The following is a 25,387-nucleotide window of genomic DNA, read 5'->3' as shown; positions in this document are numbered from 1 at the left end:
TCAGGCCGCAGCTGGCGCAGCCCGGGCCGGCCCCAGCGTGAGGTACCCCACCCCGCCGGCGTAGCCGCCCAGGTGCATTTCGCGCACCAGCGGCTCGAGCACCGGCCGGACCTTGTCATGCAGGGGCGACTCCCAGTCCCCCGGGTGCTGGAAGTTGGTGGCGACGTAGGTCCAGCCGTGGATGTCGTCCACCGCGTGCAGGCCGGTGGACTCCGCGCCCACCGGGCAGGACAGCAGGCGCACCAGCTCGCCGGTGTCCACCTGGTAGGCCCACAGGAAGTTGTTCACGTGCGTGCTGCTGTCCTCGCCGATGAACAGGGTTCGCAGGCGCTGCGAGAACTTGAGGTTGTCCGGGCAGGCGATGCGGTCCGGGTCGGCGAAGTTGCCCAGGGCGTCCTGGACGCGGCGGCCCGGGTTGGGGCGTTGCGCGTCGCCGCCGAGGTCGCGCGCCACCAGGGCCGGCACGGCAGCCATGTCCACCGGCACCCAGTCGCTGGCGATGGCCGCGCCCGCGGCGTCGCGCTGGCCGGGGCGCAGGTTCAGCCGGTAGACCGCGCCCGAGAAGGGCCCCTGCACCGCGATGCCGCCGGAGCCATTGCGCATCGGCGCCTCGATGCGCGAGATGGCCACGTAGGCCACGCGGTCGCGGGCGTCGAGCGTGGTGCCCTCCCACTTGGTGAAGCCCAGGCTGCCGCCGACGAGCGCGGCGTAGCGGTGGGTCTCCAGGAAGGCCGCGGCCGTTTCCATGCCGGGCTTCAGGCGCACCCAGTTGAAGCCGCCCGCGTACGGGATGCGGGTGAACGAGGCGTCGCCCGGGTCGGTGCGGCGGATGTCCATGATGTCGGCGGCGCGGATCCCGCCCTCCACCAGCGCCTCGATCTCGCAGCTGCTCGCATGGCCCAGGCGGATCCAGGTGAGCGTGGCCGCGCCGGGGCCGGCGTTGGAGGTGGCGTTCCAGCGGGCCACGTACAGCGTGCCGCTGGACAGGTCGCGCGGGCGGTCGGCGACGAACATGAAGGCGCCGGCGTTGCTGAAATCGTCCCCCATCATGAGGGTGCGCTCGTCGGGCATCACCTGCACCAGCTCCTTGGAGATGCGGCCGGTGGCGTAGTGCTTGCGGATGCTGCCGGTGCCGTCGGCGTTCACCGTGACCTCGGGCAGGTGGCCGTAGCGGTACGGGTTGGCGCGCGCCCGGTCGCCGTAGAGGCTGGCGCTGAAGCCCCGCAGCAGCGGGTCGTCGGCGCGGGCGGCGTCGGGCTCGTACTCCTCGCTCGAGAGGTGGGTGTTCCAGGGCGAGAGGCTGGCGCCGCAGGTGGTCCACAGGCCGTGCACGCCCGCGGTGTCCACCGGGTGGTAGCGCACCAGCGCGAGCCGGCCGGTGGCCGGGTCCTGGTCCAGCGTGAGCACCGCCATCGGCGAAGGCAGGATGCCGTAGGCGCTGCGGCCGGCCTGGTCGCGGCTGGTGTACTCGAACTGCACCACCGCGAAGACGGTGTTGCCCTGCACGCCCGGCGCGCGCACGCCGGGCAGGGTGAGCAGGCTCATGCCGTCCGGGCAGTCGGAGAAGAACTGGCGCTCGCGGCCCGGGACCGAGCGGTCCATGATCGGCTGCTGGCGGATGTCGTAGCAGCCGCCGGCGACGACCTGGCCGCCGCGGCCGTCGGGCACGCGCTGGCCGGTGGCGAACAGGCGCTCATAGCCCAGGGGCCACTCGCGCACGCTGCCGTCGGCGAAGCGCGCCTGCAGGCGCGAGCCCACCGTGGTGGACGCCATGGCGGCGGGTTCGGCCAGCGTGGGCGCGGGCATGCCGGTGAAACGCAGGCCGGTCAGGGCGGCAGCGGGAACGGCGGCTGCCGGGGAGACGGCGGAGGCCGGGGGCACCGCGCAGCCGGCCAGCGAGGCCAGCGGCAACAGCGGCAGGGCGGGCAGGCCGGCGGCGGCCTTGAGGAGATCGCGACGGGTCGTCATGGACATCAGGGTTGCCGGGGCCACAGGACCCACAGGCGAAGCGGTTGCTTGAGGCGGCCGGCCAGCTCGCCGGCCTCGGCGCCCCAGCCGGCGAAGTAGTCGGCGCGCACCGCGCCGACGATGGCGCTGCCGGTGTCCTGCGCCAGCACCAGGCGGGCCAGCGAGGTCTGCGGGCCGGTGGACTGCAGCCACACCGGCGTGCCGTAGGGAATGCTCTCGCGGTCCACCGCGATCGAGCGGCCCGGCGTGAGCGGCACGCCCTGCGCACCGCGCGGGCCGAAGGCGGCGGCCAGGTCGTCCAGCGGCTCCTCGCGGAAGAACACCATGCGGGGGTTGGCCCAGAGCATCTCCTGCACCCGCTGCGGGTTGTCACGCACCCAGGCCTTGATGCCGGGCCAGGAGGCGTCCTTCACCAGCCGCTGCTGCAGCAGCCAGCTGCCGACGCTGCGATAGGGCTGGTCGTTGGTGCCGGCATAGGCCAGGCGCACCAGGCGCTGGCGGCCGTCCGGCTCGGTCAGGCGCAGGCGGCCGGAGCCCTGGATCTGCAGCACCAGCGCGTCGACCGGGTCGGCCAGCCAGGCGATCTCGCGCCCGCGCAGGGCGGCGCGCGCCTCGGGCAGCGTGTCCATCTCCTGGCGGGTGAACCAGGGCCGGCGCTGGGCCAGGTCGGCCGGCAGGCGGTACAGGGGCACGCGGTGGGTGGCGGTGGGCTGGCGCGAGGCGTCCAGCAGCGGCTCGTAGTAGGCGGTGAGCAGGCCCGGCTCGCCCGCCTGCAGCGGCTCGACGCGGAACGGCTGCAGGTGCCGCCGCATCCACGCGCGCTGCTCCTCGCCGGAGGCGATGGCCAGCTGGCGCACCTGGGGGCACAGCGCGGTGAAGGACGCGGCGGGGCGCTCGCAGCTCTTGATCCAGGCGTTCCAGGCCTCGTGCAGGGCGTCGCCCTCGAAGCCGGGCAGCTCCTGCCAGCGCACCGGGACCCAGCGGCTCTTGCCGCTGGCGCGCGGCGGCGGCAGCGGGGCCTCGTCCGCGGCGGCTGGGGCGGCGGCCGGCGCGGCGTCGGGCCGGGCCGGGGCCGCGGGCTCGGGCAGCGGCGTGCTGGCGCAGCCGGCCAGCAGGGCCAGGACCGTTCCTACAATGGCGCGCGCCACCCAACCGAAACTCGCATTCATGCTGCTGATTCTGCTCGAAGCCCTGCTGGCCCTCGCGGTGCTGGTCCTGATCGTGTGGTGGACGATGTTCTCGGGCCGCCCCAAGGGCGAGCCGCCGAAGGACGACGACCCCCCGGCCTGACCGGCCGCCTCAGGCCTGATCGCGCAGGACGTTGGCGAGTTCCACCGCCGACTTCACGTCCATCTTGTCGAACACCCGCGCGCGGTGGACTTCCACCGTGCGCACGCTGATCTCGAGCTGGTCGGCGATCAGCTTGTTCGGCAGGCCCTTGGCCACCAGCTCCATGACGTCGCGCTCGCGCTGCGTGAGTTCGGACAGCCGCGCCTGCAGCTGCAGTGTGGCCCGGCGCTGCGCCAGCACCTGGGCGGAGCGGGCCAGCGCCTGCTCGATGCGGTCCACCAAGGCGTTGTCGGAAAAGGGCTTCTCGCAGAAGTCGAAGGCGCCGCGCTTGACCATGTGGACGGCGGTGGGCACGTCGGCATGGCCGGTGAGGAAGATGACGGGCACCAGGTCCACCAGGCCGCGCGCAGCCAGCCCGTCGAACAGCGCCAGGCCGCTGGTGCCGGGCATGCGCACGTCCAGCAGCAGGCAGGACGGCTGCTGCGGCGCGAAGCCGCGCTCGAGCATCGCAGCGAAATCGTCGGCGCTGGCGTAGGCCTCGCTGGTGAGGCGGCGCGAGCGCAGGAGCCAGGCCAGCGCCTCGCGCACGCCGGCGTCGTCATCGACGATGTAGACGATTGCGTCCTGGGTGGGTTGCATGGGTCAGTCGGGGGCGGTGTCGCCGGCCGCGGCGGCCGGCAGCGTGAAGCGGAAGATCGTACCCTGCGGCGGGTTGGGCTCGAAGACCAGGTGGCCGCCGTGCTGCTCGACGACCGTGCGGCACAGGGACAGGCCCAGGCCCATGCCTTCCGCCTTGGTGGTGAAGAACGGCGTGAACAGCTGCTCCTGCACCTCCTGCGGGATGCCGGGGCCGACGTCGGCCACCGAGAACTCCAGCCAGACCTTGCCCGAGCTCTCCCCCGAGCCGGCGCGGCGCGCCTGCAGCGTGAGCGAGGGGCGCGCCGAGCCCGCCTCGTCCATCGCCTGCATGGCGTTGCGCGCCAGATTGAGCAGCACCTGTTCGACCATCGTGCGGTCGCAGTGCGCCGGGGGCAGGCCGGCGGGGATGCGCGTGACCACGGTGATCCCCAGTTTGCGCGCCTGCAGCGTGACCAGGGGCATGACCGCGTCCACCAGGGCCTGCGGCGCCACCGGCTCGCGGGCCTGGTCGCGCCGGCGCACGAAGTCGTGCACGCTCTTGATCACCTTGCCGGCGCGCTCGGCCTGCTGCGCGATGCGTTGCAGCGCCCCGTCCAGGCCCTCGAGGTCGCCGTCCTGCAGCAGGTTGCGCGAGCCGGTGGCGTAACTGGAGATCGCCGCCAGCGGCTGGTTCAGCTCGTGGGAGAGCAGCGAGGCCATCTCGCCCACGGTGGCCAGGCGGGCGGTGGCCTGCAGCCGCTCCTGGCTGGCGCGCGAGAGCTCCTCGACGCGGCGCTGCTCGCTGATGTCGAGGAAGGCCGACATCCACCCGGTCTGCACGCCCTGCGCGTTGATCAGGGGCGCCTCGATGATCAGGACCGGGAAACGCGAGCCGTCCTTGCGCATGAAGACCGACTCGAAGCCCTCGCGCGGCGGCGTGTGCTGGCCGGCCAGGCGCACTTCCTGGCGCTTGCGGTACTCGTTGGCCAGTTCCGGCGGCCAGTACGGCGCGGACAGCGACTGCCCGAGCAGTTCCTCCTGCGTGAAGCCCACCATCTCGCAGAACGCGGGGTTGACGTAGGTGATGCGCCCCTGGAGGTCGCGCGCGCGCAGGCCGGTGACCAGCGAATCCTCCATCGCCTTGCGGAAGGCGAGCGCGTCGGCCAGGTCGCGTTCGACCTGCATGCGCAGGCGCATGTCCTTCCCGAGCACGGCCAGCACCGCCACCAGGGCGATCGACATCGCCGTGACCAGGGCGGTGAGCACGTTGGGGAACAGGTCCGGCGCGGCGCGCCAGCTCTCCATGCGCAGCACCAGGGTGTTGCCCGGCAGGTCCAGCAGCTGCTGCGCGGTGAAGGTGCGGCGCCCGCGCTTGGCCAGTCCGTGCAGGGCCAGCCGGGTGCCGTCGGCCTCGGTGAACGAGACCTCCTGGTTGCGTGTGAGCTGCGGGCCGACCAGGCTGGCGAGGATCTCGCCGAGCGAGTAGGTGGCGACCACGTAGCCGGTGTACTCGCCGCCACTGGCCTCGGGCAGGCACAGGTCCATCACCTCGATGCCCATGCCATCGGGTTGCGGCAGGTAGTAGCTGGTGGAGTAGGCCGGCTGGTTCAGGCGGCGGGCCTGGGCGCAGGCCAGCGCCACGTCGGCCTGCGCCTGCCCGCGCCCGAAGCGCCCGAAGGCCGGCAGCCGGTAGGGCGACTCCACCACGGACACCGCCTGCAGGTCCATGCCCCGCCACTCGATGCGCAGGATCTCCCGGTGGGACCGCAGCAGCGCCTCGGCCTCGGCCTGCCAGGTGGGCAGGTGGCGCCGGCTGGCGTTGAGCGCCTGCAGGTTCTGCGCGCTGCGCGCCAGGCCGGCGCGGATGTCGGCGGCCGCCGCCAGCGTGTCGCGCTCGAGGTCGCCCTGCACCTGGCTGGCCTCGTAGCGCCCGGCCAGCCACACCAGGGTGGCGAGCATGCCGGCCACCAGCGGCACGAGGGCGGCCCACAGCCAGCGGCGCGAGGCCAGCGGCGGCGCGGGCGGGGGCACCGGCAGGGGCGTGGTGGCGGCGGTGTCGGCCATGGACTCAGAGGACCCGGTGGGTCAGCGCCGGCAGCTGCGCGCGGCACTGCGCCAGGCGCTGCGGGTCGAGCGCGGTGAGGAGCACGCCCGGGCCCTCGGCCGTGCGGCAGGCCTGGACCTGGCCCCAGGGGTCGATCACCATCGAATGGCCCCAGGTGCGCCGCCCGTTCTCGTGGAAGCCGCCCTGCGCCGGCGCCAGCACGTAGGCCAGGTTCTCGATGGCGCGGGCGCGCAGCAGCGTCTCCCAGTGCGCCTGGCCGGTGGTGTGGGTGAAGGCGCTGGGCACCAGCAGCACCTCGGCGCCGGCATCGGCCAGGCAGCGGTACAGCTCGGGGAAGCGCAGGTCGTAGCAGACCGACAGGCCGATGCGCCAGGCGCGGCCATCGCGCGCCTGCAGCTCGAAGGTGACGGGCCGCGCGCCGGCCTCGATGACGCGCGACTCGTCATAGCGCTCGCGCCCGTTGTCGAAGCAGAACAGGTGGATCTTGTCGTAGCGGGCCACGCACTCGCCCTGTGGCGAGAACACCAGGGTGGCGTTGCGCACGTGCGCGTCGCTGTCGGCGCGCAGGGGCAGCGTGCCGCCCACCACCCACAGGCCCAGCTCGCGCGCGCTGCGCGCCAGGAAGTCCTGGATCGGGCCCTGGCCGAAGGCCTCGCGGTGGTCCAGCTTGTCGGCGTCGCGCCGGCCCATGAGGCAGAAGTACTCGGGCAGCACCGCGAGTTCGGCGCCCTCGGCGGCGGCGCGGCCCAGCAGCGCGCGGGCGGCGTCGAGGTTGGCCTGCACCGAGGGGGCGGAGACCATCTGGATCGTGGCGGCTTGCAGGGTCATGGCGGTCGTCTCAGTTGCTCGGGCTGGCGCTGGGGCTGGACGCCGCCCGTTCGATGCGCGTGACGCGCGGCTCGGTCCAGGTGCCGTCCACCTGGAACTCCTGGGTGTTGGCGCGGATCAGGGGCTCGCGCAGCACCAGCTGCGCGAGGAAGGAGCCCAGGCCCACCGCGGGGTTGATGACGCTGGCCACCAGCGAGGCGGTGCCGGCGTTGATCTCGGGCACGACCACCACCTTCAGCTCCTGCGTCTCGCGGGCGAGGTCGGCGCGGCCCTCCATCAGGACGGCGGCGTTCACGCCCTTCATCTGCAGGTTGTTGGTGGAGGCGATGCCCTGGTCGATGCGGATGTCGCCGCGCACGAAGTCGAAGGCGAAGCCCTCGCTGAAGACGTCGCGGAAGTCCAGCGTGAGGCGGCGCGGCAGGGCCTGCAGGCTCAGGACGCCGAGCAGCTTGGCCAGGCCCGGGTCGGCCTTGAGGAACTGGCCCGACTCCACGTTGACCGCGAAGCTGCCGCTCATGCTGGGGTAGTCCAGCGAGAGCGGCGAGCCGGCCCAGGCCACCTGGCCCTCGAAGCGGCCGCGGCCGCGGCGCACCAGGTCCTTCATGCCCAGGCGGCCGAGCAGTCCGCCGGCGTCGGCCACCTCGAGGCGGAAGTTCATCACCGTGCGGCGCCGCTCGGGGCCGCGCGCGCGGGGCGCCGGGGCGGTGACGGCCGCCCAGTTGCCGGTGGCGGTGAAGCCGGCCTCGGGCATGGTCATGGCCAGCCGGTTCAGGCGCCACTCGGCCACCGAGCCGGCGCCGGCGGCGCGGTTGACGGCGTCGATCTCCAGGCGGCCCAGCTTCTTGCCCCGCAGCTCGAAGTCCTCGACGACCACGTCCAGGGCGGGGATGGAGGCGGGCTGTTCGTCCAGCAGCGACTCCACCGCGCCGGCCGCCGAGGCGCCGAGGGACAGGCGGGCGAGCCGCGCCATCACGCGCCCGGCGGTGGCGCCGACCGGCTCGCGGTACTCGAGGTAGCCACTGAGCTGGGTGGCGTCGACGTTGGCTCGCCAGGTCTGGCCCTCGCGGGCGCCGCCGGCGACCAGGTTGTTCAGGGTGCGGCCGGCCACGACGAGCTCGCGCGCGCGCAGCGCCAGGGTGGTGGGCAGGTAGGACTGCGCGGCGGCCGTGGCAGCCGCCGCGCCGGCATTCGCCCCGCCGCCCGGGCCCGGGCCGCGCGCGGGCGCCGCGGCCTGGGCCGGGCCGCCCAGCACCTGCTCCCAGGCGTCGACGTTGGCGCTGCCGAGGTTGATGTTGGCGCCGACGCCCTGGTCCGGCAGCGCCGCGACCTCGCCCGGCGCCAGGCCCACGCCCAGCGCGCCGCGCACCGCCACGGGCTCGGGCCCGGACGTGTCGCGCACGTAGGTGGCCACGAGCTGGCGCCCCAGCTCCAGCGAGAGCTGGTCCTGCGGCCGGTTCGCCGCGTTGACGATCTCGAAGCGCAGCGGCAGGGCCGCCTCGGGTGCCTTGGCCAGCGGCGCCGGCAGGGCCAGGCCGAGGCCCTGCAGCGAGCTGGTGACCAGGATGTCGACGCCCGCCGGGCGCAGGCCCAGGGTCACCGCGTAGGCGGCGGCGCCGGTGGCGTTGCGCGCGATGCGGGCCACCGGCCCCAGCTCGCGGGCCTGGCGCAGGCCGTCGGCGGTGGCCGTGCCCTGGGCGCGGATCACCGAGGCCGCCTCGCCCGGCGCGGCGCGGGCGCGCGTGCCGCCCTCCACGCGCACGTCGCCGCCCAGGGCGCGGGCCTGCACGCCAGCCAGGCTGAAGCCCCGCTCGTTGAAGGTCACGTTGCCGCGGGCCCGCGTGAGCTGCGGGACGCCGGGCGCGACCAGCAGGTCGTTGCCGGCGAGGGTCACGGTGCCCTGCACCGTGCTGCGGTCGATGGTGGCCACCGGCAGCGACAGGCGCAGGCGCAGTTCGGCGGGGCCGCTGGCGGCGGCGCGCGCCATCGGGTGGCCGATGTCGGCCGAGACCGGGGTGGCGCTGAACACCTGCAACTGCTCGGCGAGCGGGCCGCGCACCTGGCCGGTGATGCCGACCACGGTGGCATCGAGGCGCGGGATGGTGGCGTCGGCGCGCACCTGCAGGCCGGGCGCGCCGGCGAAACCGCCCTGCGCGCCCTTGATGAACATCGCGTTGCGCTCGAACACCAGCTCGCCGGACAGCCCCGTCAGCGGCGCCCAGGGCTGCGGGGCGCGCGGGTTGGCCCGGGGCACATAGGCATAGGTCACGTCGCGCACGCGGGCACTGATGCGGAAGTCGCCGCGGCGCGGGTCGGTGAAGGGGAAGTCGCGCAGGTCGCCGCGCACCCGCACCTTGCCGGCTTCGGCGCGGCCGGCCTGCACCGCCTCGCGCACGTAGTCGCGGGTCTCCTTGGGCACCCCCAGCGGCAGGTAGCGCCACACGCGCGTGCCGTCGGCCCTCGGCAGGGCCAGGGTAAGGTCCAGCACGCCGGGGTAGCGGGCCGCCCCGTCGCCGGTGCGCCAGCTGGCCTGGCCCTCGGCCTGCACGTCGGCGTTGGCCAGGCGCAGCTGGGTGGCGCTCACGCTCAGTCGCCCGCCCGATTGCTGCCACTGCAGGTCGGCGGAGAGCTGGTCCAGCGGCACCTGCGGCTGCTCCAGCACGCCCGGCAGGTCCACCAGGCCGTTGGCCACCTGCAGGCGGCCCTTGCCGCCGGCCTCGGTGAAGTCGAAGTCGAGCGTGGCGCCGGCGATGCCCGGGCGGCCAGTGGCGGCGTGGGCCGGCAGGGCGAAGCCGGCGAGGCGGCCCTTGGCCTGGTACCTCTGCAACTGCTCCGGCGGGCCCTGCCAGCTCGCCTGGAGCTGGTCGACCAGGCCCCGCGGGCCATGGGCCGTGAGCAGGGCGTGGGTGCCGGCGTCCAGCGGCAGGTGGCTGGCGATGCGGCCCAGCGCGCCCAGGTCCAGCTTGTCGGCGCGCACCTGGCCCTGCTCCGGCTCGCGGCCCTGCGCGGCGCGCCAGGACACGGCGACGTTGCCGCCGGGCCAGCGCTGGCCGTCGGCCGTCTCGAACTGCAGCCCCTGGGTCTCGAACTCGAAGCCCTCCTTCAGCCACTTGCCGGACAGCCGCCCGCCCAGGGAGGCCAGGGCCAGCGGCGGGCGGCCGGCGCCGAGAACGGCGTCGACCTGCTGGAGCGACACGTCGGCGGCGCCGCCCATGGGCCGGCCAGCCTCCACGTCGACCCAGGCACGCAGCATGCCGCGGCCGCCGCGCAGGTCGATGCCCAGGTCGGCCTGGCGGCGCAGCTGCGACAGGTCCACGCCTGGGAAGTCGGCGAACAGCTGGCCGCTCCACGACTGCCAGCGGCCGGGGTGCGTCGACAGCAGAGGCTGGCGCATCTGGGCGCGCAGGCTGAAGCGCTGGCCCCAGTCGGCCGGGGGCGTCGCATCCAGGCGCAGCGCGTGGCTGCGCGGGCCGTTGCGCACCACGAACTGCACGTCGGACAGCGCCAGCGTCGGGGCCTGGCGCTTCTCGTCGGTCCAGCGCACCGTGCCCCCCAGGACCACCGCCTCCTTCTGGCGGAAGAACCAGTCGACGACGCGGTCGTCGCCGCCGCCCTGCGAGACATCGAGGCCGGCGACCCACAGGCGGCCATCGGCTGACCGGCGCACATCGACCTCGGGGCCCTCGACATACAGCTGCTCGAAACCCAGGTTCCACAGCGAGCGCGGGGACACCGCCACCACCACGCGGGCCAGGCGCAGGGCCTCGCGCTTCTGCGCATCGAGCAGCACCACGTCGCGCAGCTCGATCGAGGGCATGAGGCTGTCGCTGTGCGCGGTGACCGAGCCCACGCGCACCGGAATGCCCAGGGCGCGCGAGGCCTGGATTTCGAGCTGGGGACGCAGCTCGCCGATTCTGGGTACGATCCAGCCATGCAAGCCGCCCCAGGCCAGCACCAGCAGCAGCCAGAAGGCCAGCAAGGCCCACCACGCGCCGCTGGCGACGGCGCAGAGCGCCCGGAACAGGCGTGAGGGCGGCAACGGATCGTTCATGAATACCGGAAAGTCTCAGGAATTATGACCGCCGCAGGCATGCCGCCCTCGGCGCATTCGCGCTTCGTGCAACGGCTGCGGCGGCGCTACGCCGGCGAGCTCGCGCTGCTCCCGCCAGGCCCGCCCACGCATGCCACGATGGCCGCGGCCTGGGAGGCGCTGCGCCCCCGTTGCGAGGACACCGGCACCGCGCTGCGCATCCTGCGCCAGCTGGTGATGGAGCGGCTGGTCTGCCTGGACTGCGAGCAGGGCGCCCCCCTGGCCGACATCACCCGCGGCGTGACCGAGCTGGCCGAATTCGCCCTGGACCACGCCTGCCGCGAGGCCTTCACCCAGCTCGATGCGCAGCATGGCGCGCCGCGCCGCGCCGATGGCGCCCGGGCGCAGCTTTGGATCATCGGCATGGGCAAGCTGGGGGCGCGCGAGCTCAATGTCTCCAGCGACATCGACCTGATCTACGTCTACGACCAGGACGGCGAGACCGACGGCGCCGCGGTCGGCCAGCGGCGCATCTCCAACCACGAGTACTTCGCCAAGGCGGTCAAGCTGATTTACGCGCTGGTGGGCGACACCACCGAGCACGGCTTCGTGTTCCGGGTCGACCTGGCGCTGCGCCCCAACGGCAACTCCGGCCCCCCCGCGGTGTCGCAGGACGCGCTGGAGGACTACCTGCAGGTGCAGGGCCGGGAGTGGGAGCGCTTCGCCTGGCTCAAGAGCCGGGTCGTCGCCCCGCGCTCGGTGGTGGCGGACCGCAGCGCCCAGGCCCTACGCAGCACCGTGCTGCCCTTCGTGTTCCGCCGCTACCTGGACTACAGCGTCTTCGAGTCGCTGCGGGTGCTGCACCGGCAGATCCGCGACCACGCGGCCAAGCGCAGCGCCGGCCGGCCCGAGCGGGCCAACGACGTCAAGCTCTCGCGCGGCGGCATCCGTGAGATCGAGTTCACCGTGCAGCTGCTGCAGGTGGTGCGCGGCGGCCAGTTCCCCGAGCTGCGCACGCGGCCCACGCTGGCGGCGCTCCAGCGCGTGGCGGCGGCGGGCCTGATGCCCCAGGCCACCGCCGACGCCCTGGCCGAGGCCTACGTGTTCCTGCGCCGGGTGGAGCACCGCATCCAGTACCTGGACGACCAGCAGACCCACGTGCTGCCCCTGGGGTGCGGCCCCGACGGCGACAACGGCGACCTCGCCTGGATCGCCCGGACCATGGGTTTTTCCGAGTGCCATGACTTCCTGCACGCGCTGGACGCGCACCGCGAGCTGGTGGCGCAGGAATTCGACACGCTCCTGGGCAACGAGCCGGCCTGCAAGGGCTGCAACGGGCCGCGCGGCTCGCGCGCCGAAGCCCCGCCCGACCTCGACAGCCTGCTCGACACCCTGCCGCCGCAGCTGCGCGAGCGGGTGGCCGGCTGGTCGACGCACCCCAAGGTGCTGGCGCTGCGCGACGACGCGCGCGCCCGCCTGGTGCGGCTGCTGGCGCGTACCGCCGCCTGGCTGGAGGAAGGCCGCGTGAGCGAGGAGGCCGCCCTGCGCATGGCCGACTGGATCGAGCCGCTGTTGCGCCGCGAAAGCTACCTCGCGCTGCTGGTGGAGCGCCCGCAGGTGCACGAGCGCCTGCTGCGGGTGCTGGGCGCGGCGCGCTGGCCGGCGCGCTACCTGCTCAAGCACCCCGGCGTGATCGATGAACTCGCCGGCGACGCCCTGCTGTCCGAGCGCTTCGACGCCGCCGAATTCGAGCGCGAACTGGAGGCCCGCAGCGCCTCCCTGCGGCGCACCGGCGAGGACGACGACGAGGCCCTGCTGGACCTGCTGCGCCGCGCCCACCATGCCGAGGTGTTCCGCACCCTGGCGCGCGACACCGAGGGCCGCCTCACCGTCGAACAGGTGGCCGACGACCTCAGCGCCCTGGCCGACGCCGTGCTGCGGGTCACCGCGCGCTGGTGCTGGCAGCGGCTTCGCAGCCGCCACGACGAGGCGCCGCATTTCGCCGTCATCGGCTACGGCAAGCTGGGCGGCAAGGAGCTGGGTTACGGCAGCGACCTGGACATCGTCTTCGTCTACGAGGACGAGGACGAGCGCGCGCCCGAGATCTACGCCGCGTTCGTGCGCAAGCTGATCACCTGGATGACGACCAAGACCGGCGAGGGCGACCTGTTCGAGATCGACACCGCGCTGCGTCCCAACGGCAACTCGGGCCTGCTGGTCACCACCTTCGAGGCCTACGCCAACTACCAGCAGAACCGGGGCAGCAACACCGCCTGGACCTGGGAGCACCAGGCCATGACGCGCGCGCGCTTCGTGCTCGGCGAGCCGGCGCTGGCCGCCCGCTTCGACGCGGTGCGCGAGGCGGTGCTCACCGCGCCGCGCGACCTCGGGGCGCTGCGCGCCGAGATCGTGGCCATGCGCCAGCGCGTGGCCCAGGCGCACCCGGTGCGCGGCGAGGTGTTCGACGTCAAGCACAGCCCCGGCGGCATGATCGACGCCGAGTTCGCGGTGCAGTACCTGGTGCTGTCGCAGTCCGCGGCGCACCGCGAGCTCATTCCCAACGTGGGCAACATCGCGCTGCTGCAGCGCGCCGAGGCGGCCGGCCTGCTGCCGGCGGGCGTGGGCACGGCGGCGGCCGATGCCTACCGCGCGCTGCGCCGGGCCCAGCACGAGGCGCGGCTGAACGAGCGGCCCACGCAGGTGGCGGGCGGCCTCATGGCGCGGGAGCAGCAAGCCGTGCAGGCGCTCTGGCAGGCGGTGTTCGGCTGAACCGCTCCCGCCGGGCGGACCCGCCGCCCCGCCACGCACCGTGCGTGGCACCCGACTCAGGAAGGACACGAGAAGGCATGGAGAAGCTTCGACGGGCAGCGCTGTGCGCGCTGCCGATCTTGCTGGCCGGTTGCGCCGTGGGCCGCCCGCCGGCGACGGTCGACGCGCCGGCGCCCGCAGCCTGGCAGGCCCCCTTGCCCCACGGTGGCCGCCTGGAGGACCTGGCTGCCTGGTGGACGCGCTGGAACGACCCGCTGCTGTCGCAATGGATCGAGGCCGCCCAGGCGGTCAGCCCCACGCTGGCCAGCGCCCGCTCGCGCCTGCTGCAGGCGCAGGCGGCGCGGGTGGCCGCCGGCGCCGCGCTGGCGCCGCGCCTGGACGGCACGGCATCGATGGGTCGGGGCAACACACAGCCGCCGATCCCGCTGGCCACCACGGCGCGGGCGGGCCTGCAGGCCGCCTGGGAGATCGACCTGTTCGGCGCCTCGCGCGGGGCGGCCGACGCCGCCACGGCCCGCGCCGAGGCGGCGCGCGCCGGCTGGCACGAGGCCCGGGTGAGCGTGGCCGCCGAGACCGCCACCGCCTACCTGGGCCTGCGGGCCTGCGAGCGCCTCCTGGCCGTCGCACGCGACGATGCCGCCTCCCGGGCCGAGACGGCCCGCCTGACCCAGCTCACGGCCGACGCCGGCTTCGCCGCACCCGCCAGCGCGGACCTGGCCCGCGCCAGCGCCGCCGAGGGCGCGGTGCGCCTGCGCCAGCAGCAGGCCCAGTGCGAGGTGGAGCGGCAGGCGCTGGCGGCGCTCACCGGCATCGCGCCGCCCGCGCTGCAGGCCAGGCTCGCCCAAGCGCCCGCGCAAGGCCTGGCCGAACTGGCGCCGCGCAGCCTGTTCGCCGTCCCGGCACTGCCGGCCCAGGTCCTCGCCCAGCGGCCGGACGTGTACCAGGCCTCCCTGGCCGTTGCCGCCGCCAGTGCCGACGCCGGCGCGGCGCATGCCGATCGCTTTCCCCGGATCACGCTCGCCGGCTCCATCGCCGCCGGGCAGGCCCGCATCGGCGGCGTGACGAGCGAGGCACCGACCTGGTCCATCGGCCCGCTGGCCCTGACGCTGCCGCTGTTCGACGGCGGCCGACGCGCCGCCAGCCTCGAGGCCGCCCAGGCCCGTTACGACGAGGCGGTGGCCCTGTACCGGGCCCGGGTGCGGCAGGCCGTGAGCGAAGTGGAGCAGGCCCTGCTGGTCCTGGACAGCGCCCGCGGGCGTACCGGCGACGCGATGGTCGCGGCGCAGGGTTTCCGGGCCTCCTTCGCTGCGACCGAGGCGCGCCACCGCGGCGGCCTGGCCAGCCTGGTGGAGCTCGAGGACGCGCGCCGCAGCCTGCTGGCCGCCGAGACCGGCGTGGTCGGCGTGCAGCGCGAGTTGAACAACGCCTGGATCCAGCTGTACCGCGCCGCAGGCGGCGGGTGGCAATGACGAGAAGACAACCCATGACACTGAACCGCCCCCTCGCCGTGGCCGTGCTGGCCGCCACCCTGGCCAGCCTCGGCGCGACGGCCGTCGTCGCGCAGGACGACCGCAAACCCGCCGCCCCGGGCAAGCCGGCCCTCAGCGTGGCCCTGGCCACGCCGCAGCGCGCGTCGCTCGCCCAGGCCCTGGCGGCCAACGGCAACCTCGCGGCCTGGCAGGAGGCCAGCATCGGCGCGCAGGTGAATGGCCAGCGCCTGTCCGAGGTGCGGGTGAACGTGGGCGACCGCGTGAAGAAGGGCCAAGTGCTGGCCAGCTTCGCCACCGACATGCTCGGCGCCGAGGCGGCGCAGTCGCTGGCGGCCGTGGCCGAGGCCGAGGCCGCCGCCGCGGAGGCCTCGGCGAATGCCGAACGCGCCCGCACGCTGCAGGCCAGTGGCGCGCTGTCGGCCGCCCAGATCCACCAGTACCTCACCGCCGAGAAGACGGCGCAGGCGCGGCTGCAGGCGGCACGGGCCGCAGACCAGGCCCAGCAGGTGCGACTGTCACAGGCGCAGGTGCTGGCGCCGGACGACGGCATCATCTCCTCGCGCACGGCCACCGTCGGCGCGGTGGTGGGCGCGGGCACCGAGCTGTTCCGCCTGATCCGCCAGGCCCGCCTGGAGTGGCGCGCCGAGGTGACCAGCAGCGAGCTGGGCCGCCTGCGGGCGGGCACGCCGGTGCGGGTGACCGCCGCCAGCGGCGCCACGCTGCGGGGGCAGGTGCGCACCCTCGGCCCCACCGTCGATGCGCAGACCCGCAATGCGCTGGTCTATGTCGACGTGAAGGCCGACCCGGGCAGCGCCCCGGCGCTGCCGGGCATGTTCGCGCGCGGCGAGTTCCAGCTCGGCGCGGCGCCGGCGCTGACCCTGCCGCAATCGGCGGTGGTGGTGCGCGAGGGCTTCAGCTACGTGATGCGCGTGAACCCCGACCAGCGAGTGAGCCAGCTCAAGGTGCAGACGGGCCGGGTGGTGGGCGAGCGCATCGAGATCCGCAGCGGCCTGCCCGAAGACGCGCAGGTGGTCGCCTCGGGCGGCAGCTTCCTCAATGACGGCGACCTGGTGCGCGTGGTGCCGGCGGCGCCCGCGGCCGCATCCGCCGCACCGGCATCGACCCCGGCGGGCGCGGCCTCCCGGGCCTCCCGGTAACCGGTCGGAGACGCCACCATGAACGTTTCCGCCTGGTCGATCCGCAACCCGATCCCGGCCTGCATGCTGTTCGTGCTCCTGACCTTCGCCGGCCTGCTGGGCTTCTCGGCGATGAAGGTGCAGAATTTTCCCGACCTCGACCTGCCCACCGTCAGCGTCACCGCCAGCCTGCCGGGCGCCTCGCCCTCGCAGATGGAGACCGACGTGGCGCGCAAGATCGAGAACGGCATCGCCACCATCCAGGGCCTCAAGCACATCACCACCAAGGTCCAGGACGGCGTGGCCACCATCACCGCCGAGTTCCGCCTGGAAAAGCCGGTGCAGGAAGCGGTGGACGACGTGCGCTCGGCGGTCTCGGGTCTCCGCGCCGACCTGCCCGCCGACCTGCGCGACCCGGCCATCACCAAGCTCAACCTCGCCGGCCAGCCCGTGCTGGCCTACACCCTGCGCAGCGCGCGGATGGACGACGAGGCGCTGTCCTGGTTCGTCGACCACGAGGTCTCGCGCAAACTGCTGGCCGTGCGAGGGGTGGGCGCCGTCAACCGCGTGGGCGGCGTCCACCGGGAGGTGCGGGTGGCCCTGCAGCCCGAGCGCCTGCAGGCCCTGGGCGCGACGGCGGCCGAGGTCTCGCGCGCGCTGCGCCAGGTGCAGCTGGAAAGCGCGGGCGGCCGTGCCGACCTGGGCGGCAGCGAGCAGCCGGTACGCACCCTGGCCACCGTGCGTACCGCCGCCGAGATCGGGCTGATCCAGGTGTCGATCTCCGGCGGCCGCAGCGTGCGTCTGCAGGACTTGGCCAACGTGACCGACACCGTGGCCGAGCCGCGCGCCGCGGCGCTCCTCGACGGGATGCCGGTGGTCGGCTTCGAGGTTTCCCGCAGCAAGGGCGAGAGCGAAGTCGCGGTGGGCGCGGGCGTGCGACGTGCGCTCGACGAGCTGCGCGCGGCCCACCCCGACATCGAGCTGACCCAGGCCTTCGATTTCGTCAGCCCGGTGCAGGAGGAATACGAGGGTTCGCTGCACCTGCTGTACGAAGGCGCCATCCTCGCGGTGGTGGTGGTGTGGCTGTTCCTGCGGGACTGGCGCGCCACGTTCGTGTCGGCGGTGGCCCTGCCGATGTCGGTGATCCCGGCGTTCCTGGGCATGTGGCTGCTGGGGTTCTCGATCAACGTGGTGACGCTGCTGGCGCTGTCGCTCGTGGTGGGCATCCTGGTGGACGACGCGATCGTCGAGGTCGAGAACATCGTGCGCCACCTGCGCATGGGGAAGACCCCGCTGCAGGCGGCGATGGAGGCGGCCGACGAGATCGGCCTGGCGGTGATCGCCACCACCTTCACCCTGGTGGCGGTGTTCCTGCCCACGGCCTTCATGAGCGGCATCGCCGGCAAGTTCTTCAAGCAGTTCGGTTGGACCGCGGCCCTGGCGGTGTTCGCCTCGCTGGTGGTGGCGCGGGTGCTCACGCCGATGATGGCCGCCTACCTGCTGCGGCCCGTGGTCACGGCCCACCGTGAGCCGGGCTGGCTGCGCCGCTACCTGGTGGCGGCGCAGTGGTGCCTGCGCCATCGCGTGGTGACCATGGTGCTGGCCACGCTGTTCTTCTTCGGCTCCATCGCGCTGATCCCGCTGCTGCCCACCGGCTTCATCCCGCCGGACGACAACTCCCAGACGCAGGTGTACCTGGAGCTGCCGCCAGGGGCCACGCTGTCGCAGACGCTGAAGGCCGCCGAGCACGCTCGCCAGCTGATTGCCGGCGTGGCGCACGTGCAGCGCGTGTACACCACCATCGGCGGCGGGAGCGCGGGCACCGATCCGTTCGCCGCGTCAGGCGCGCCGGAGGCACGCAAGGCCACCCTCACCATCCTGCTGGCCGAGCGCACCACCCGGCCGCGCAAGCAGGGAATCGAGAACGAGATCCGGCGGGTGCTGGAGCAGGTGCCCGGCGTGCGCAGCAAGGTAGGCCTGGGCGGCTCGGGCGAGAAGTACATCCTCGTGCTCACGGGCGAAGACCCGCAGGCCCTGTCGGCCGCCGCCATGGCCGTCGAGCGCGACCTGCGCACCATCCCCGGCCTCGGGCAGATCGCGTCCACGGCCAGCTTGATCCGGCCCGAGGTCGCCGTGCGGCCCGACTTCGCGCGGGCCGCCGACCTCGGGGTGACCAGCGCCGCCATCGGCGAGACGCTGCGCGTGGCCACCACCGGCGACTACGACGCGCAGCTGCCCAAGCTCAATCTTTCCCAGCGGCAGGTCCCCATCGTCGTCAAGCTCGACGAGGCCGCGCGGCGCGACCTCTCGGTGCTCGAGCGGCTGGCCGTGCCCGGCGCGCGCGGCCCGGTGATGCTGGGGCAGGTGGCGACCCTGGAGCTCACCGGCGGCCCGGCGGTGATCGACCGCTACGACCGCTCGCGCAACATCAACTTCGAGGTGGAGCTGTCCGGGCAGCCGCTGGGCGACGTCGCCGCCGCCGTCCAGCAATTGCCCGCCATCCGCAGCCTGCCGCCGGGCGTGAAGGTGGTCGAGGTGGGCGATGCCGAAGTGATGGGCGAACTGTTCGCCAGTTTCGGCCTGGCCATGCTCACGGGCGTCCTGTGCATCTACATCGTGCTGGTGCTGCTGTTCAAGGACTTCCTGCACCCGGTGACCATCCTCGCGGCGCTGCCGCTGTCCCTGGGCGGGGCCTTCGTGGGCCTGCTGCTGGCGCAGAAGTCCTTCTCCATGCCCTCGCTGATCGGCCTGATCATGCTCATGGGCATTGCCACCAAGAACTCCATCCTGCTGGTGGAGTACGCGATCGTGGCGCGGCGCGACCACGGCATGAGCCGCCTCGACGCGCTGCTGGACGCCTGCCACAAGCGGGCGCGGCCCATCGTCATGACCACCCTCGCGATGGGAGCGGGCATGCTGCCGATCGCGCTCGGCTGGGGCACCGCCGACCCGAGCTTCCGCTCGCCCATGGCCATCGCGGTGATCGGCGGGCTGATCACCAGCACGGTCCTGAGCCTGCTGGTGATCCCGGTGGTGTTCACCTATGTGGACGACCTGGAGAAGCTCGTGCGGCGCGCCCTGGCGCGCCTGCGCCGCGGCCCGCGCCCGGGCGATGCGCCCGGGGCCTGAGTCCCGCGGGGGGCGGCTCCCTCAGGCGCCGCGGATCCTGCGGACCAGGGCGGTGGTGGAGTAGCCGTCCACGAAGGGGATGGCGACGGCGCGGCCGCCCCAGCCTTCGACCAGCCGGGTCTCGGCCAGGGTGGCCATGTCGTAGTCGCCGCCCTTGACGTAGACCGAGGGACGCAGCTCGCCCAGGAGCTCCACCGGCGTGTCTTCGTCGAACCAGGTGACCAGGTCCACGCTGCCCAGGGCGGCCATCATGATGGCCCGGTCCTGCTCGTTGTTCAGGGGCCGGTCAGGGCCCTTGCCGAGGCGGCGGGCGGAGGCGTCGGTGTTGAGGGCCACCACGAGGCTGCCGCCAAGGTCACGGGCCTGGGCCAGGTAGGTCACGTGGCCGCGGTGCAGCACGTCGAACACGCCATTGGTGAACACCACCGGCTGCGGCAGCTGCGCGATGCGGCGCGCGGCCTCCTCGCGCGAGGCGATCTTGCCGAGGAAGGCCGGCGGCGGGAACGACGTTGCGCACGCCATCAGGCCGCCGCGGGCTGGGCCGCCGGGGCCGAGATTTCCTTGCGGAAGCGATTGAGCTCCTGCACCGACTTGAAGCTGCGCTCCATCAGCAGGCTCATGTTGTGGAGGATGCGGTCCACCACCTTGGTCTCCCAGGTCAGGTCGAACTTGATCTGGGTGTCCAGCCAGTGCTCGAGCCACTCGGGGTCGGGCAGGCGGCTCTGGATGGTGTCGCGCGGGAACAGGGCCTTGTTCACGTGCAGGTTGGTCGGGTGCAGGGCCTGCGCGGTGCGGCGGGCGCTGGCCATGAGCACGCCCACCTTGGCGAAGGCGGCCTTGGCCTCGTTGCCGAAGTTGGCGATGGCGCGCTTCATGTAGCGCAGGTAGGCGCCGCCGTGGCGGGCCTCGTCCTGGCTCAGGGTGGTGTAGATCGCCTTGATCACCGGCTCGGTGTGCCACTCCGCCGCGCGGCGGTACCAGTGGTTGAGGCGGATCTCGCCGCAGAAATGCAGCATCAGCGTCTCCAGCGCGGGCGCCGGCTCGAACTCGAAGCGGATCTCGTGCAGCTCCTGCTCGGTGGGCACGAGGTCGGGGCGGAAGCGGCGCAGGTACTCCATCAGCACCAGCGAGTGCTTCTGCTCCTCGAAGAACCAGATCGACATGAACGCGGAGAAGTCGCTGTCGTTGCGGTTGTCACGCAGGAACATCTCGGTGGCCGGCAGCGCCGCCCACTCGGTGATGGCGTTCATCTTGATCGTCTGCGCCTGCTCGTCGGAGAGCAGGGAGGCGTCGAAACTGTCCCAGGGGATGTCCTTGTCCATGTCCCAGCGGACAGATTCGAGTTGCTTGAAAAGTTCGGGATAAAGCATGGAGGCCGTTTCAGGATTGCCCATATTTTAGGCGGTGGCCCCTTTCCGGACAGGCCCGGCGGGCTTTGCGCGCGGCGCACAATGGCGTCCCGCACCGTCCACCGGAGCCCCCATGAAGACCTGGCTGATCGCGATCACCCTGGCCGGCGCAGCGTCCGGCGCCCTGGCGCAGGCACCCGCACCCGGCCCCGCCGCCAGCGCGGGCTGCCCCGCGCTCTTGCAGCACACCTTCCCGCGCCTGCAGGACGAGAAGCCCCAGTCGCTGTGCCAGTACAGCGGCAAGGTGCTGCTGGTCGTGAACACCGCCAGCTACTGCGGCTTCACGCCCCAGTACAAGGGCCTGGAGGAGTTGCACGCCCGGCTGCGTGACCGGGGCCTGGTGGTCCTGGGCTTCCCCTCCAACGACTTCGCCCAGGAAAAGAGCAGCAACAAGGAAATCGCGGATTTCTGCGAGAACACCTTCGGGGTGAAATTCCCCATGTTCGGCAAGTCGGCGGTGCGCGGGTCGGACGCCAACCCGTTCTTCCGGCAGCTGGCCCAGGCCACCGGGCAGGCGCCGACCTGGAACTTCCACAAGTACCTGGTGGGGCGCGACGGCAAGGTGATCGCTCACTACGGCAGCCGGGTCACGCCCACGGACCGGGCGCTGGTGGCCGCGATCGAGCAGCAGCTGGCGTCGGCGGCGCCCGCCGGCGGCCGCTGAGGCGGCGCGGCCGCATCCAGGCCGCCTCGGGCCCGCTCCGGGCGCCCCGGGGAAGCCGCCGAGGGGGCGCGCGCCGCGGCCTCAGGCGGGCAGGGTGTCGGCGAAGCTGGCCCGCTGCAGCAGCTTGTCGTGCAGCTTCGCCAGGTTCGGGTGGGGCGTGCGCCAGTCGATCGCGGGGAAGCGGAAGTCCAGGTAGCCCAGCGCGCAGCCCACCGCGATGTCGGCCAGCGACAGGTGGATGCCGGTGCAGAAGGCCTTGTCCCCCAGGCCCAGGCTCATGGCCTTGAGGCTGGCGTGGACTTTCCCGAGCTGGCGGTCGATCCAGGCCTGGCTGCGCTCGCCGTCCCGGCGGCCGGACCAGTGCTGCTCCAGGCGGGCCAGCACCAGCGCGTCGAGCACGCCGTCGGCCAGGGCCTCCCAGGTCTTGACCTCGGCGCGCTCGCGGCCCACGGCCGGAATCAGCTTGCCCACGGGGGACAGGGTGTCCAGGTACTCCACGATCACGCGCGAGTCGAACAGCGCCTCGCCGCCCTCCATGACCAGGCATGGCACCTTGCCCAGGGGGTTGGACTCGCCGATGGTGGTGTCGGCCGACCAGACGTCCTCCAGCAGGAGTTGGTAGTCCAGCTTCTTCTCGGCCATCACGATGCGCACCTTGCGCACGTAGGGGCTGGTGGTGGCTCCGATGAGTTTCATGGACTGGCGCTTTCCGGGCATTCGCGTTCTGGACGGGGGCCCGATTCTAGGGGTTGGGGCCCGGCCCCGCCGGCAGGGGGAACCTACAATTCGGGGCATGACGCTATCCACCATCGCCGCGCTGTCGCCCCTCGACGGCCGCTACGCGAACCGCCTCGCTCCCCTGCGCCCCCTGATGAGTGAAATGGGCTTCATGCACAAGCGCGTGCAGGTCGAAGTCTGCTGGTTCATCGCGCTGTCCGACGCCGGTTTCCCCGAATTCAAGCCCCTGTCGCCCGGTGCCCGCACCTACCTGCTGGGGCTGGTGAAGAACTTCTCCGAGGCCGACGCCCAGGCCATCAAGGAGATCGAGAAGACGACCAACCACGACGTCAAGGCCGTGGAGTACTGGATCAAGTCGAAGTTCGAGGCCCGCCCCGAGCTGCGCGCCGCCGCCGAGTTCGTGCACTTCGCCTGCACCAGCGAGGACATCAACAACACCAGCCACGCGCTGCAGCTCAAGGCGGCGCGCGAGCAGGTGATCCTGCCCGCCATCGACGGCCTGATCGCCAAGCTGCGCGAGATGGCCCAGGCCTACGCCGAGGTGCCGATGCTCAGTCGCACCCACGGCCAGACCGCCAGCCCCACCACCGTGGGCAAGGAAGTGGCCAACGTGCTGGTGCGCCTGTCCGCCGCGCGCGAGCGGATCGCCGGCGTGAAGCTGCTGGCGAAGATGAATGGCGCCGTCGGCAACTACAACGCCCACCTCGCCGCCTGCCCCGGTTTCGACTGGGAGGCCTTCAGCCGCAAGGTCGTCGAGACGCCCGAGCCGCTGGGCCTGGGCGTGACCTTCCAGCCGTACTCGATCCAGATCGAGCCGCACGACTACATGGCCGAACTGTTCGACGCCGTGGCCCGCACCAACACCATCCTGGTGGACTGGGCGCGCGACGTCTGGGGCTACATCAGCCTGGGCTACTTCAAGCAGAAGCTGCGCGAGGGCGAGATCGGCTCGTCGACCATGCCGCACAAGGTCAACCCGATCGACTTCGAGAACGCCGAGGGCAACCTGGGCCTGGCCAACGCGCTGCTGCGCCACCTCTCGGAGAAGCTGCCGGTCTCGCGCTGGCAGCGTGACCTCACCGATTCCACCGTGCTGCGCAACATGGGCGTGGCCCTGGGCTATTCGGCCCTGGCCTACCACTCGCTGGGCGTGGGCCTGGGCAAGCTGGAACTCAACGCCGAGGCGCTGGCCGAGGACCTGGACAACGCCTGGGAAGTGCTCGCCGAGCCGATCCAGACCGTGATGCGCCGCTATGGCGTGCAGGGCGCCTACGAGAAGCTCAAGGCCGTCACCCGCGGCAAGACCGTGCGTCCCGAGGACCTGCACGGCCTGATCCGCTCGCTGGAGATCCCCGAGGCCGAGAAGCAGCGCCTGCTGGAGATGACGCCGGGCAGCTACGTCGGCATGGCCGCCACGCTGGCGCGCCGCGCCTGAAGCGCCCTCGATGGCGCTGAAGTCCACCATCTTCAAGGCCAGCGTGCAGCTGGCCGACATCGACCACGGCTACTACGCCGACCACGCGCTCACGCTGGCCCGCCACCCGAGCGAGACCGACGAGCGCATGATGGTCCGCCTGGCCGCCCTGGCCCTGAACGCCCACGCGCTGCAGGACGACTGCGGCGGCGACGGCACGCTGGCCTTCGGCGCGGGCCTGTCCGACCCGGACGAGCCGGATGTCTGGCTGCGCGATTTCACCGGCCGGCCGCGCCTGTGGATCGAGGTCGGGCAGCCCGAGGACAAGCCGCTGTCCAAGGCCTGCGGCAAGGCCGACCGGGTGCGCGTGTACTGCTTCCACCATGCCGCCGAGGTGTGGTGGCGGGGCATCGAGGGCAAGCTCTCGCGCCTGTCGAACCTGGAGGTCTACCGCATCCCCAGCGAGGCGAGCCAGCAGCTCGCCCTGCTCGCGGCCCGCAGCATGCAGCTGCAGGCGACGGTCCAGGAGGGCGTGCTGACCCTGGGCGACGGCCAGCGCAGCGTGGACCTGGAGCCGGTGCGCTGGAAGTGAGGCGCGAGGCCTCGCGGCCTCAGCCCGCCGCGGCGGCGGATGCCGGCGCGGCCTGCGCCGGGGTGGCGGCGCCCTCGGCCGCCCGCTCGCGGTAGCGGTTGAACCGCCAGGCATCCCCCTCGATCGTGATGCGCCGCCACACGGCGCGCTTCTCGACCGGGGTCATCGCGGGCCAGTACTGCACCTCGTCGAAGCTGCGGCCGCAGCCCTTGCAGGTCTCGTCGCCCTGGCTCGTGGAGCAGATCGCGATGCAGGGGGTGTCGGGCGTGGTGTCGTACCAGGCCTGCCAGGCCTCCAGGGCCGCCGCGGGGAAGCCCTGCTCCGCGCACTCGTCCTCGCCGTGGAACACCATCAGCGCATAGACCTTGGCCAGCGCGCGCAGCGGCGCGGCGAGGGTGATGCCGTCGGGCGAGGGAGACTTCTCGCGCCACCAGTTGATGGCGGCCTCGATGTCGGTGATGTGGATGCTGCAGGCCATGGAAATCGCGGGGGACGCGGATGATAGCGCGGGCCGCGGCCCGCGCCGCACCCGGTGCTATTCTCGCCCCATGAAGCTCCTCGCCAAGTGGCTGCTCAGTGCCACGACCCTGCTGTTCCTGGCCAGCATCTACTCCGGCGTCACCGTCTCGAGCTTCCCCGGCGCGCTGCTCGCGGCCTTCGTCATCGGGCTGCTGAACATGGTGGTGCGCCCCATCCTGGTGGTGCTCACGCTGCCCGTGACCATGCTCTCGCTGGGCCTGTTCCTGTTCATCATCAACGCGCTCCTGTTCTGGGCGGCGGCGCGCATCCTCGAGGGCTTCGAGGTCAGCGGCTTCGGCGCCGCCCTGCTCGGGTCGCTGGTGTACTCGGTGGTCGGCGTGCTGGTCGACCTAGCGCTCGAGCGCCTGTTCCCGAACCATTGATTCGATCTGGCGGGCCCGGGTGTCGATGATCGACGCCTCGAAGTGGTCCGCCCCCGGCTGGCGCGCCAGCGCCTGCGCCGCGCGCAGGCGGTCCAGCGCCGCGCCGTGGTCCAGCATGGCCACCTGGGCCTCGGCCTCGGCGCGCAGGGCGCGCAGCGCCTGGCCCTGGGCCTGCGAGGCCTGCGCCAGCAGCTGCCAGGCCGAGGCATCCTGCGGATGCAGCGACACCCAGGTCTGCAGGCGCGACGACGCCTCGGCGGGCTGGCCCGCCAGCACCGCGGCGCGCGCCGCCAGCAGGGTCTCGGGCCGCGCGCCCGACGGGCCGCCGGCGGCGGCGGCGGCGGCAGG

At 73.1% G+C, this 25,387-nt stretch carries 20 protein-coding genes; 9 read left to right on the top strand and 11 right to left on the bottom strand.

The genetic code is table 11. From position 1 onward, the window contains the following. Window positions 1-1,968 carry a PhoX family protein gene (locus tag ACT80S_RS08970; RefSeq protein WP_377415286.1) on the bottom strand — a complete coding sequence of 656 codons (1,968 nt, stop codon included), beginning with the start codon at window positions 1,966-1,968 and terminating at the stop codon, window positions 1-3. A gap of 5 nt (window positions 1,969-1,973) precedes the next feature. Next, on the bottom strand, window positions 1,974-3,137 hold the full coding sequence (mltA, locus tag ACT80S_RS08965) for a murein transglycosylase A (protein WP_377415285.1): 1,164 nt from the start codon (window positions 3,135-3,137) through the stop codon (window positions 1,974-1,976). Between mltA and ACT80S_RS08960 the strand changes: the two genes are divergently transcribed. Further along, the gene (locus ACT80S_RS08960) at window positions 3,136-3,258 is read left to right on the top strand and encodes a hypothetical protein (RefSeq protein WP_377415284.1); all 123 of its coding nucleotides are present in this window, start codon (window positions 3,136-3,138) and stop codon (window positions 3,256-3,258) included. The genes mltA and ACT80S_RS08960 overlap by 2 nt on opposite strands. 9 nt (window positions 3,259-3,267) lie before the next feature. On the opposite strand, the gene ACT80S_RS08955 is transcribed toward ACT80S_RS08960, so the two are convergent. The 4 genes from ACT80S_RS08955 to ACT80S_RS08940 are packed head-to-tail and all read right to left on the bottom strand — an operon-like array spanning window position 3,268 to window position 10,817. Continuing rightward, a complete protein-coding gene (locus ACT80S_RS08955) occupies window positions 3,268-3,897 on the bottom strand; it encodes a response regulator transcription factor (RefSeq protein ID WP_377415283.1) in 630 nt (209 codons plus the stop codon). A 3-nt stretch (window positions 3,898-3,900) separates the two neighbouring features. Next, entirely contained in the window at window positions 3,901-5,940 is a 2,040-nt protein-coding gene (locus ACT80S_RS08950) for a two-component system sensor histidine kinase NtrB (protein ID WP_377415282.1), read from the bottom strand. Between the two features lie 4 nt (window positions 5,941-5,944). Further along, window positions 5,945-6,769: a carbon-nitrogen hydrolase family protein gene (locus ACT80S_RS08945; RefSeq protein WP_377415281.1), complete on the bottom strand. Its 825-nt coding sequence runs from the start codon at window positions 6,767-6,769 to the stop codon at window positions 5,945-5,947. Window positions 6,770-6,779: 10 nt separating this feature from the next. Beyond that, a complete protein-coding gene (locus ACT80S_RS08940; protein WP_377415280.1) occupies window positions 6,780-10,817 on the bottom strand; it encodes a YhdP family protein in 4,038 nt (1,345 codons plus the stop codon). Between the two features lie 24 nt (window positions 10,818-10,841). Between ACT80S_RS08940 and glnE the strand changes: the two genes are divergently transcribed. The 4 genes from glnE to ACT80S_RS08920 all read left to right on the top strand — a co-directional run bounded on the left by glnE (window position 10,842) and on the right by ACT80S_RS08920 (window position 19,320). Continuing rightward, window positions 10,842-13,565, top strand: a complete 2,724-nt coding sequence (gene glnE / locus ACT80S_RS08935) for a bifunctional [glutamate--ammonia ligase]-adenylyl-L-tyrosine phosphorylase/[glutamate--ammonia-ligase] adenylyltransferase (protein ID WP_377415279.1) — start codon at window positions 10,842-10,844, stop codon at window positions 13,563-13,565. Between the two features lie 77 nt (window positions 13,566-13,642). Then, window positions 13,643-15,034, top strand: a complete 1,392-nt coding sequence (locus ACT80S_RS08930; RefSeq protein ID WP_377415278.1) for an efflux transporter outer membrane subunit — start codon at window positions 13,643-13,645, stop codon at window positions 15,032-15,034. 14 nt (window positions 15,035-15,048) lie between these two features. Next, on the top strand, window positions 15,049-16,212 hold the full coding sequence (locus ACT80S_RS08925; protein ID WP_377415277.1) for an efflux RND transporter periplasmic adaptor subunit: 1,164 nt from the start codon (window positions 15,049-15,051) through the stop codon (window positions 16,210-16,212). 18 nt (window positions 16,213-16,230) lie between these two features. Further along, window positions 16,231-19,320 carry an efflux RND transporter permease subunit gene (locus tag ACT80S_RS08920; RefSeq protein ID WP_377415275.1) on the top strand — a complete coding sequence of 1,030 codons (3,090 nt, stop codon included), beginning with the start codon at window positions 16,231-16,233 and terminating at the stop codon, window positions 19,318-19,320. 21 nt (window positions 19,321-19,341) lie between these two features. Here ACT80S_RS08920 and rfaE2 read toward each other — a convergent pair whose 3' ends face one another. Further along, window positions 19,342-19,842 (bottom strand): D-glycero-beta-D-manno-heptose 1-phosphate adenylyltransferase, encoded by a 501-nt coding sequence (gene rfaE2 / locus ACT80S_RS08915; RefSeq protein ID WP_377415273.1) that lies wholly within the window; start codon window positions 19,840-19,842, stop codon window positions 19,342-19,344. Next, window positions 19,842-20,690, bottom strand: coding sequence for a ferritin-like domain-containing protein (locus ACT80S_RS08910; protein ID WP_377415271.1), 849 nt, complete (start codon window positions 20,688-20,690; stop codon window positions 19,842-19,844). The genes rfaE2 and ACT80S_RS08910 overlap by 1 nt, the downstream gene beginning before the upstream one ends. A 112-nt stretch (window positions 20,691-20,802) precedes the next feature. On the opposite strand from ACT80S_RS08910, the gene ACT80S_RS08905 reads away from it, so the two are divergent. Next, the gene (locus ACT80S_RS08905; protein ID WP_377415269.1) at window positions 20,803-21,393 is read left to right on the top strand and encodes a glutathione peroxidase; all 591 of its coding nucleotides are present in this window, start codon (window positions 20,803-20,805) and stop codon (window positions 21,391-21,393) included. Between the two features lie 81 nt (window positions 21,394-21,474). Here ACT80S_RS08905 and ACT80S_RS08900 read toward each other — a convergent pair whose 3' ends face one another. Further along, window positions 21,475-22,089 carry a glutathione S-transferase N-terminal domain-containing protein gene (locus tag ACT80S_RS08900; protein WP_377415267.1) on the bottom strand — a complete coding sequence of 205 codons (615 nt, stop codon included), beginning with the start codon at window positions 22,087-22,089 and terminating at the stop codon, window positions 21,475-21,477. A gap of 97 nt (window positions 22,090-22,186) precedes the next feature. Here ACT80S_RS08900 and purB point away from each other — a divergent pair, with 97 nt between their 5' ends. Continuing rightward, window positions 22,187-23,566 (top strand): adenylosuccinate lyase, encoded by a 1,380-nt coding sequence (gene purB / locus ACT80S_RS08895; protein ID WP_377415265.1) that lies wholly within the window; start codon window positions 22,187-22,189, stop codon window positions 23,564-23,566. 10 nt (window positions 23,567-23,576) lie between these two features. Further along, window positions 23,577-24,137: a YaeQ family protein gene (locus ACT80S_RS08890; protein ID WP_377415263.1), complete on the top strand. Its 561-nt coding sequence runs from the start codon at window positions 23,577-23,579 to the stop codon at window positions 24,135-24,137. A gap of 19 nt (window positions 24,138-24,156) precedes the next feature. On the opposite strand, the gene ACT80S_RS08885 is transcribed toward ACT80S_RS08890, so the two are convergent. Next, the gene (locus ACT80S_RS08885) at window positions 24,157-24,615 is read right to left on the bottom strand and encodes a DUF3717 domain-containing protein (protein ID WP_377415261.1); all 459 of its coding nucleotides are present in this window, start codon (window positions 24,613-24,615) and stop codon (window positions 24,157-24,159) included. A 70-nt stretch (window positions 24,616-24,685) separates the two neighbouring features. Here ACT80S_RS08885 and ACT80S_RS08880 point away from each other — a divergent pair, with 70 nt between their 5' ends. Then, complete coding sequence (locus tag ACT80S_RS08880) at window positions 24,686-25,039, top strand: phage holin family protein (RefSeq protein WP_377415259.1); 354 nt, start codon at window positions 24,686-24,688, stop codon at window positions 25,037-25,039. Here the strand turns inward: ACT80S_RS08880 and ACT80S_RS08875 are convergent. Continuing rightward, window positions 25,007-25,387, bottom strand: a 381-nt coding sequence (locus ACT80S_RS08875; protein ID WP_377415257.1) for a tetratricopeptide repeat protein, incomplete at its 5' end; no start/stop codon positions are given. The genes ACT80S_RS08880 and ACT80S_RS08875 overlap by 33 nt on opposite strands.

This window comes from Ramlibacter sp. MAHUQ-53, from assembly GCF_052600055.1.
Note: the sequence above shows the minus strand (reverse complement) of the source record. Positions and strands in the feature narration are given on the sequence as shown.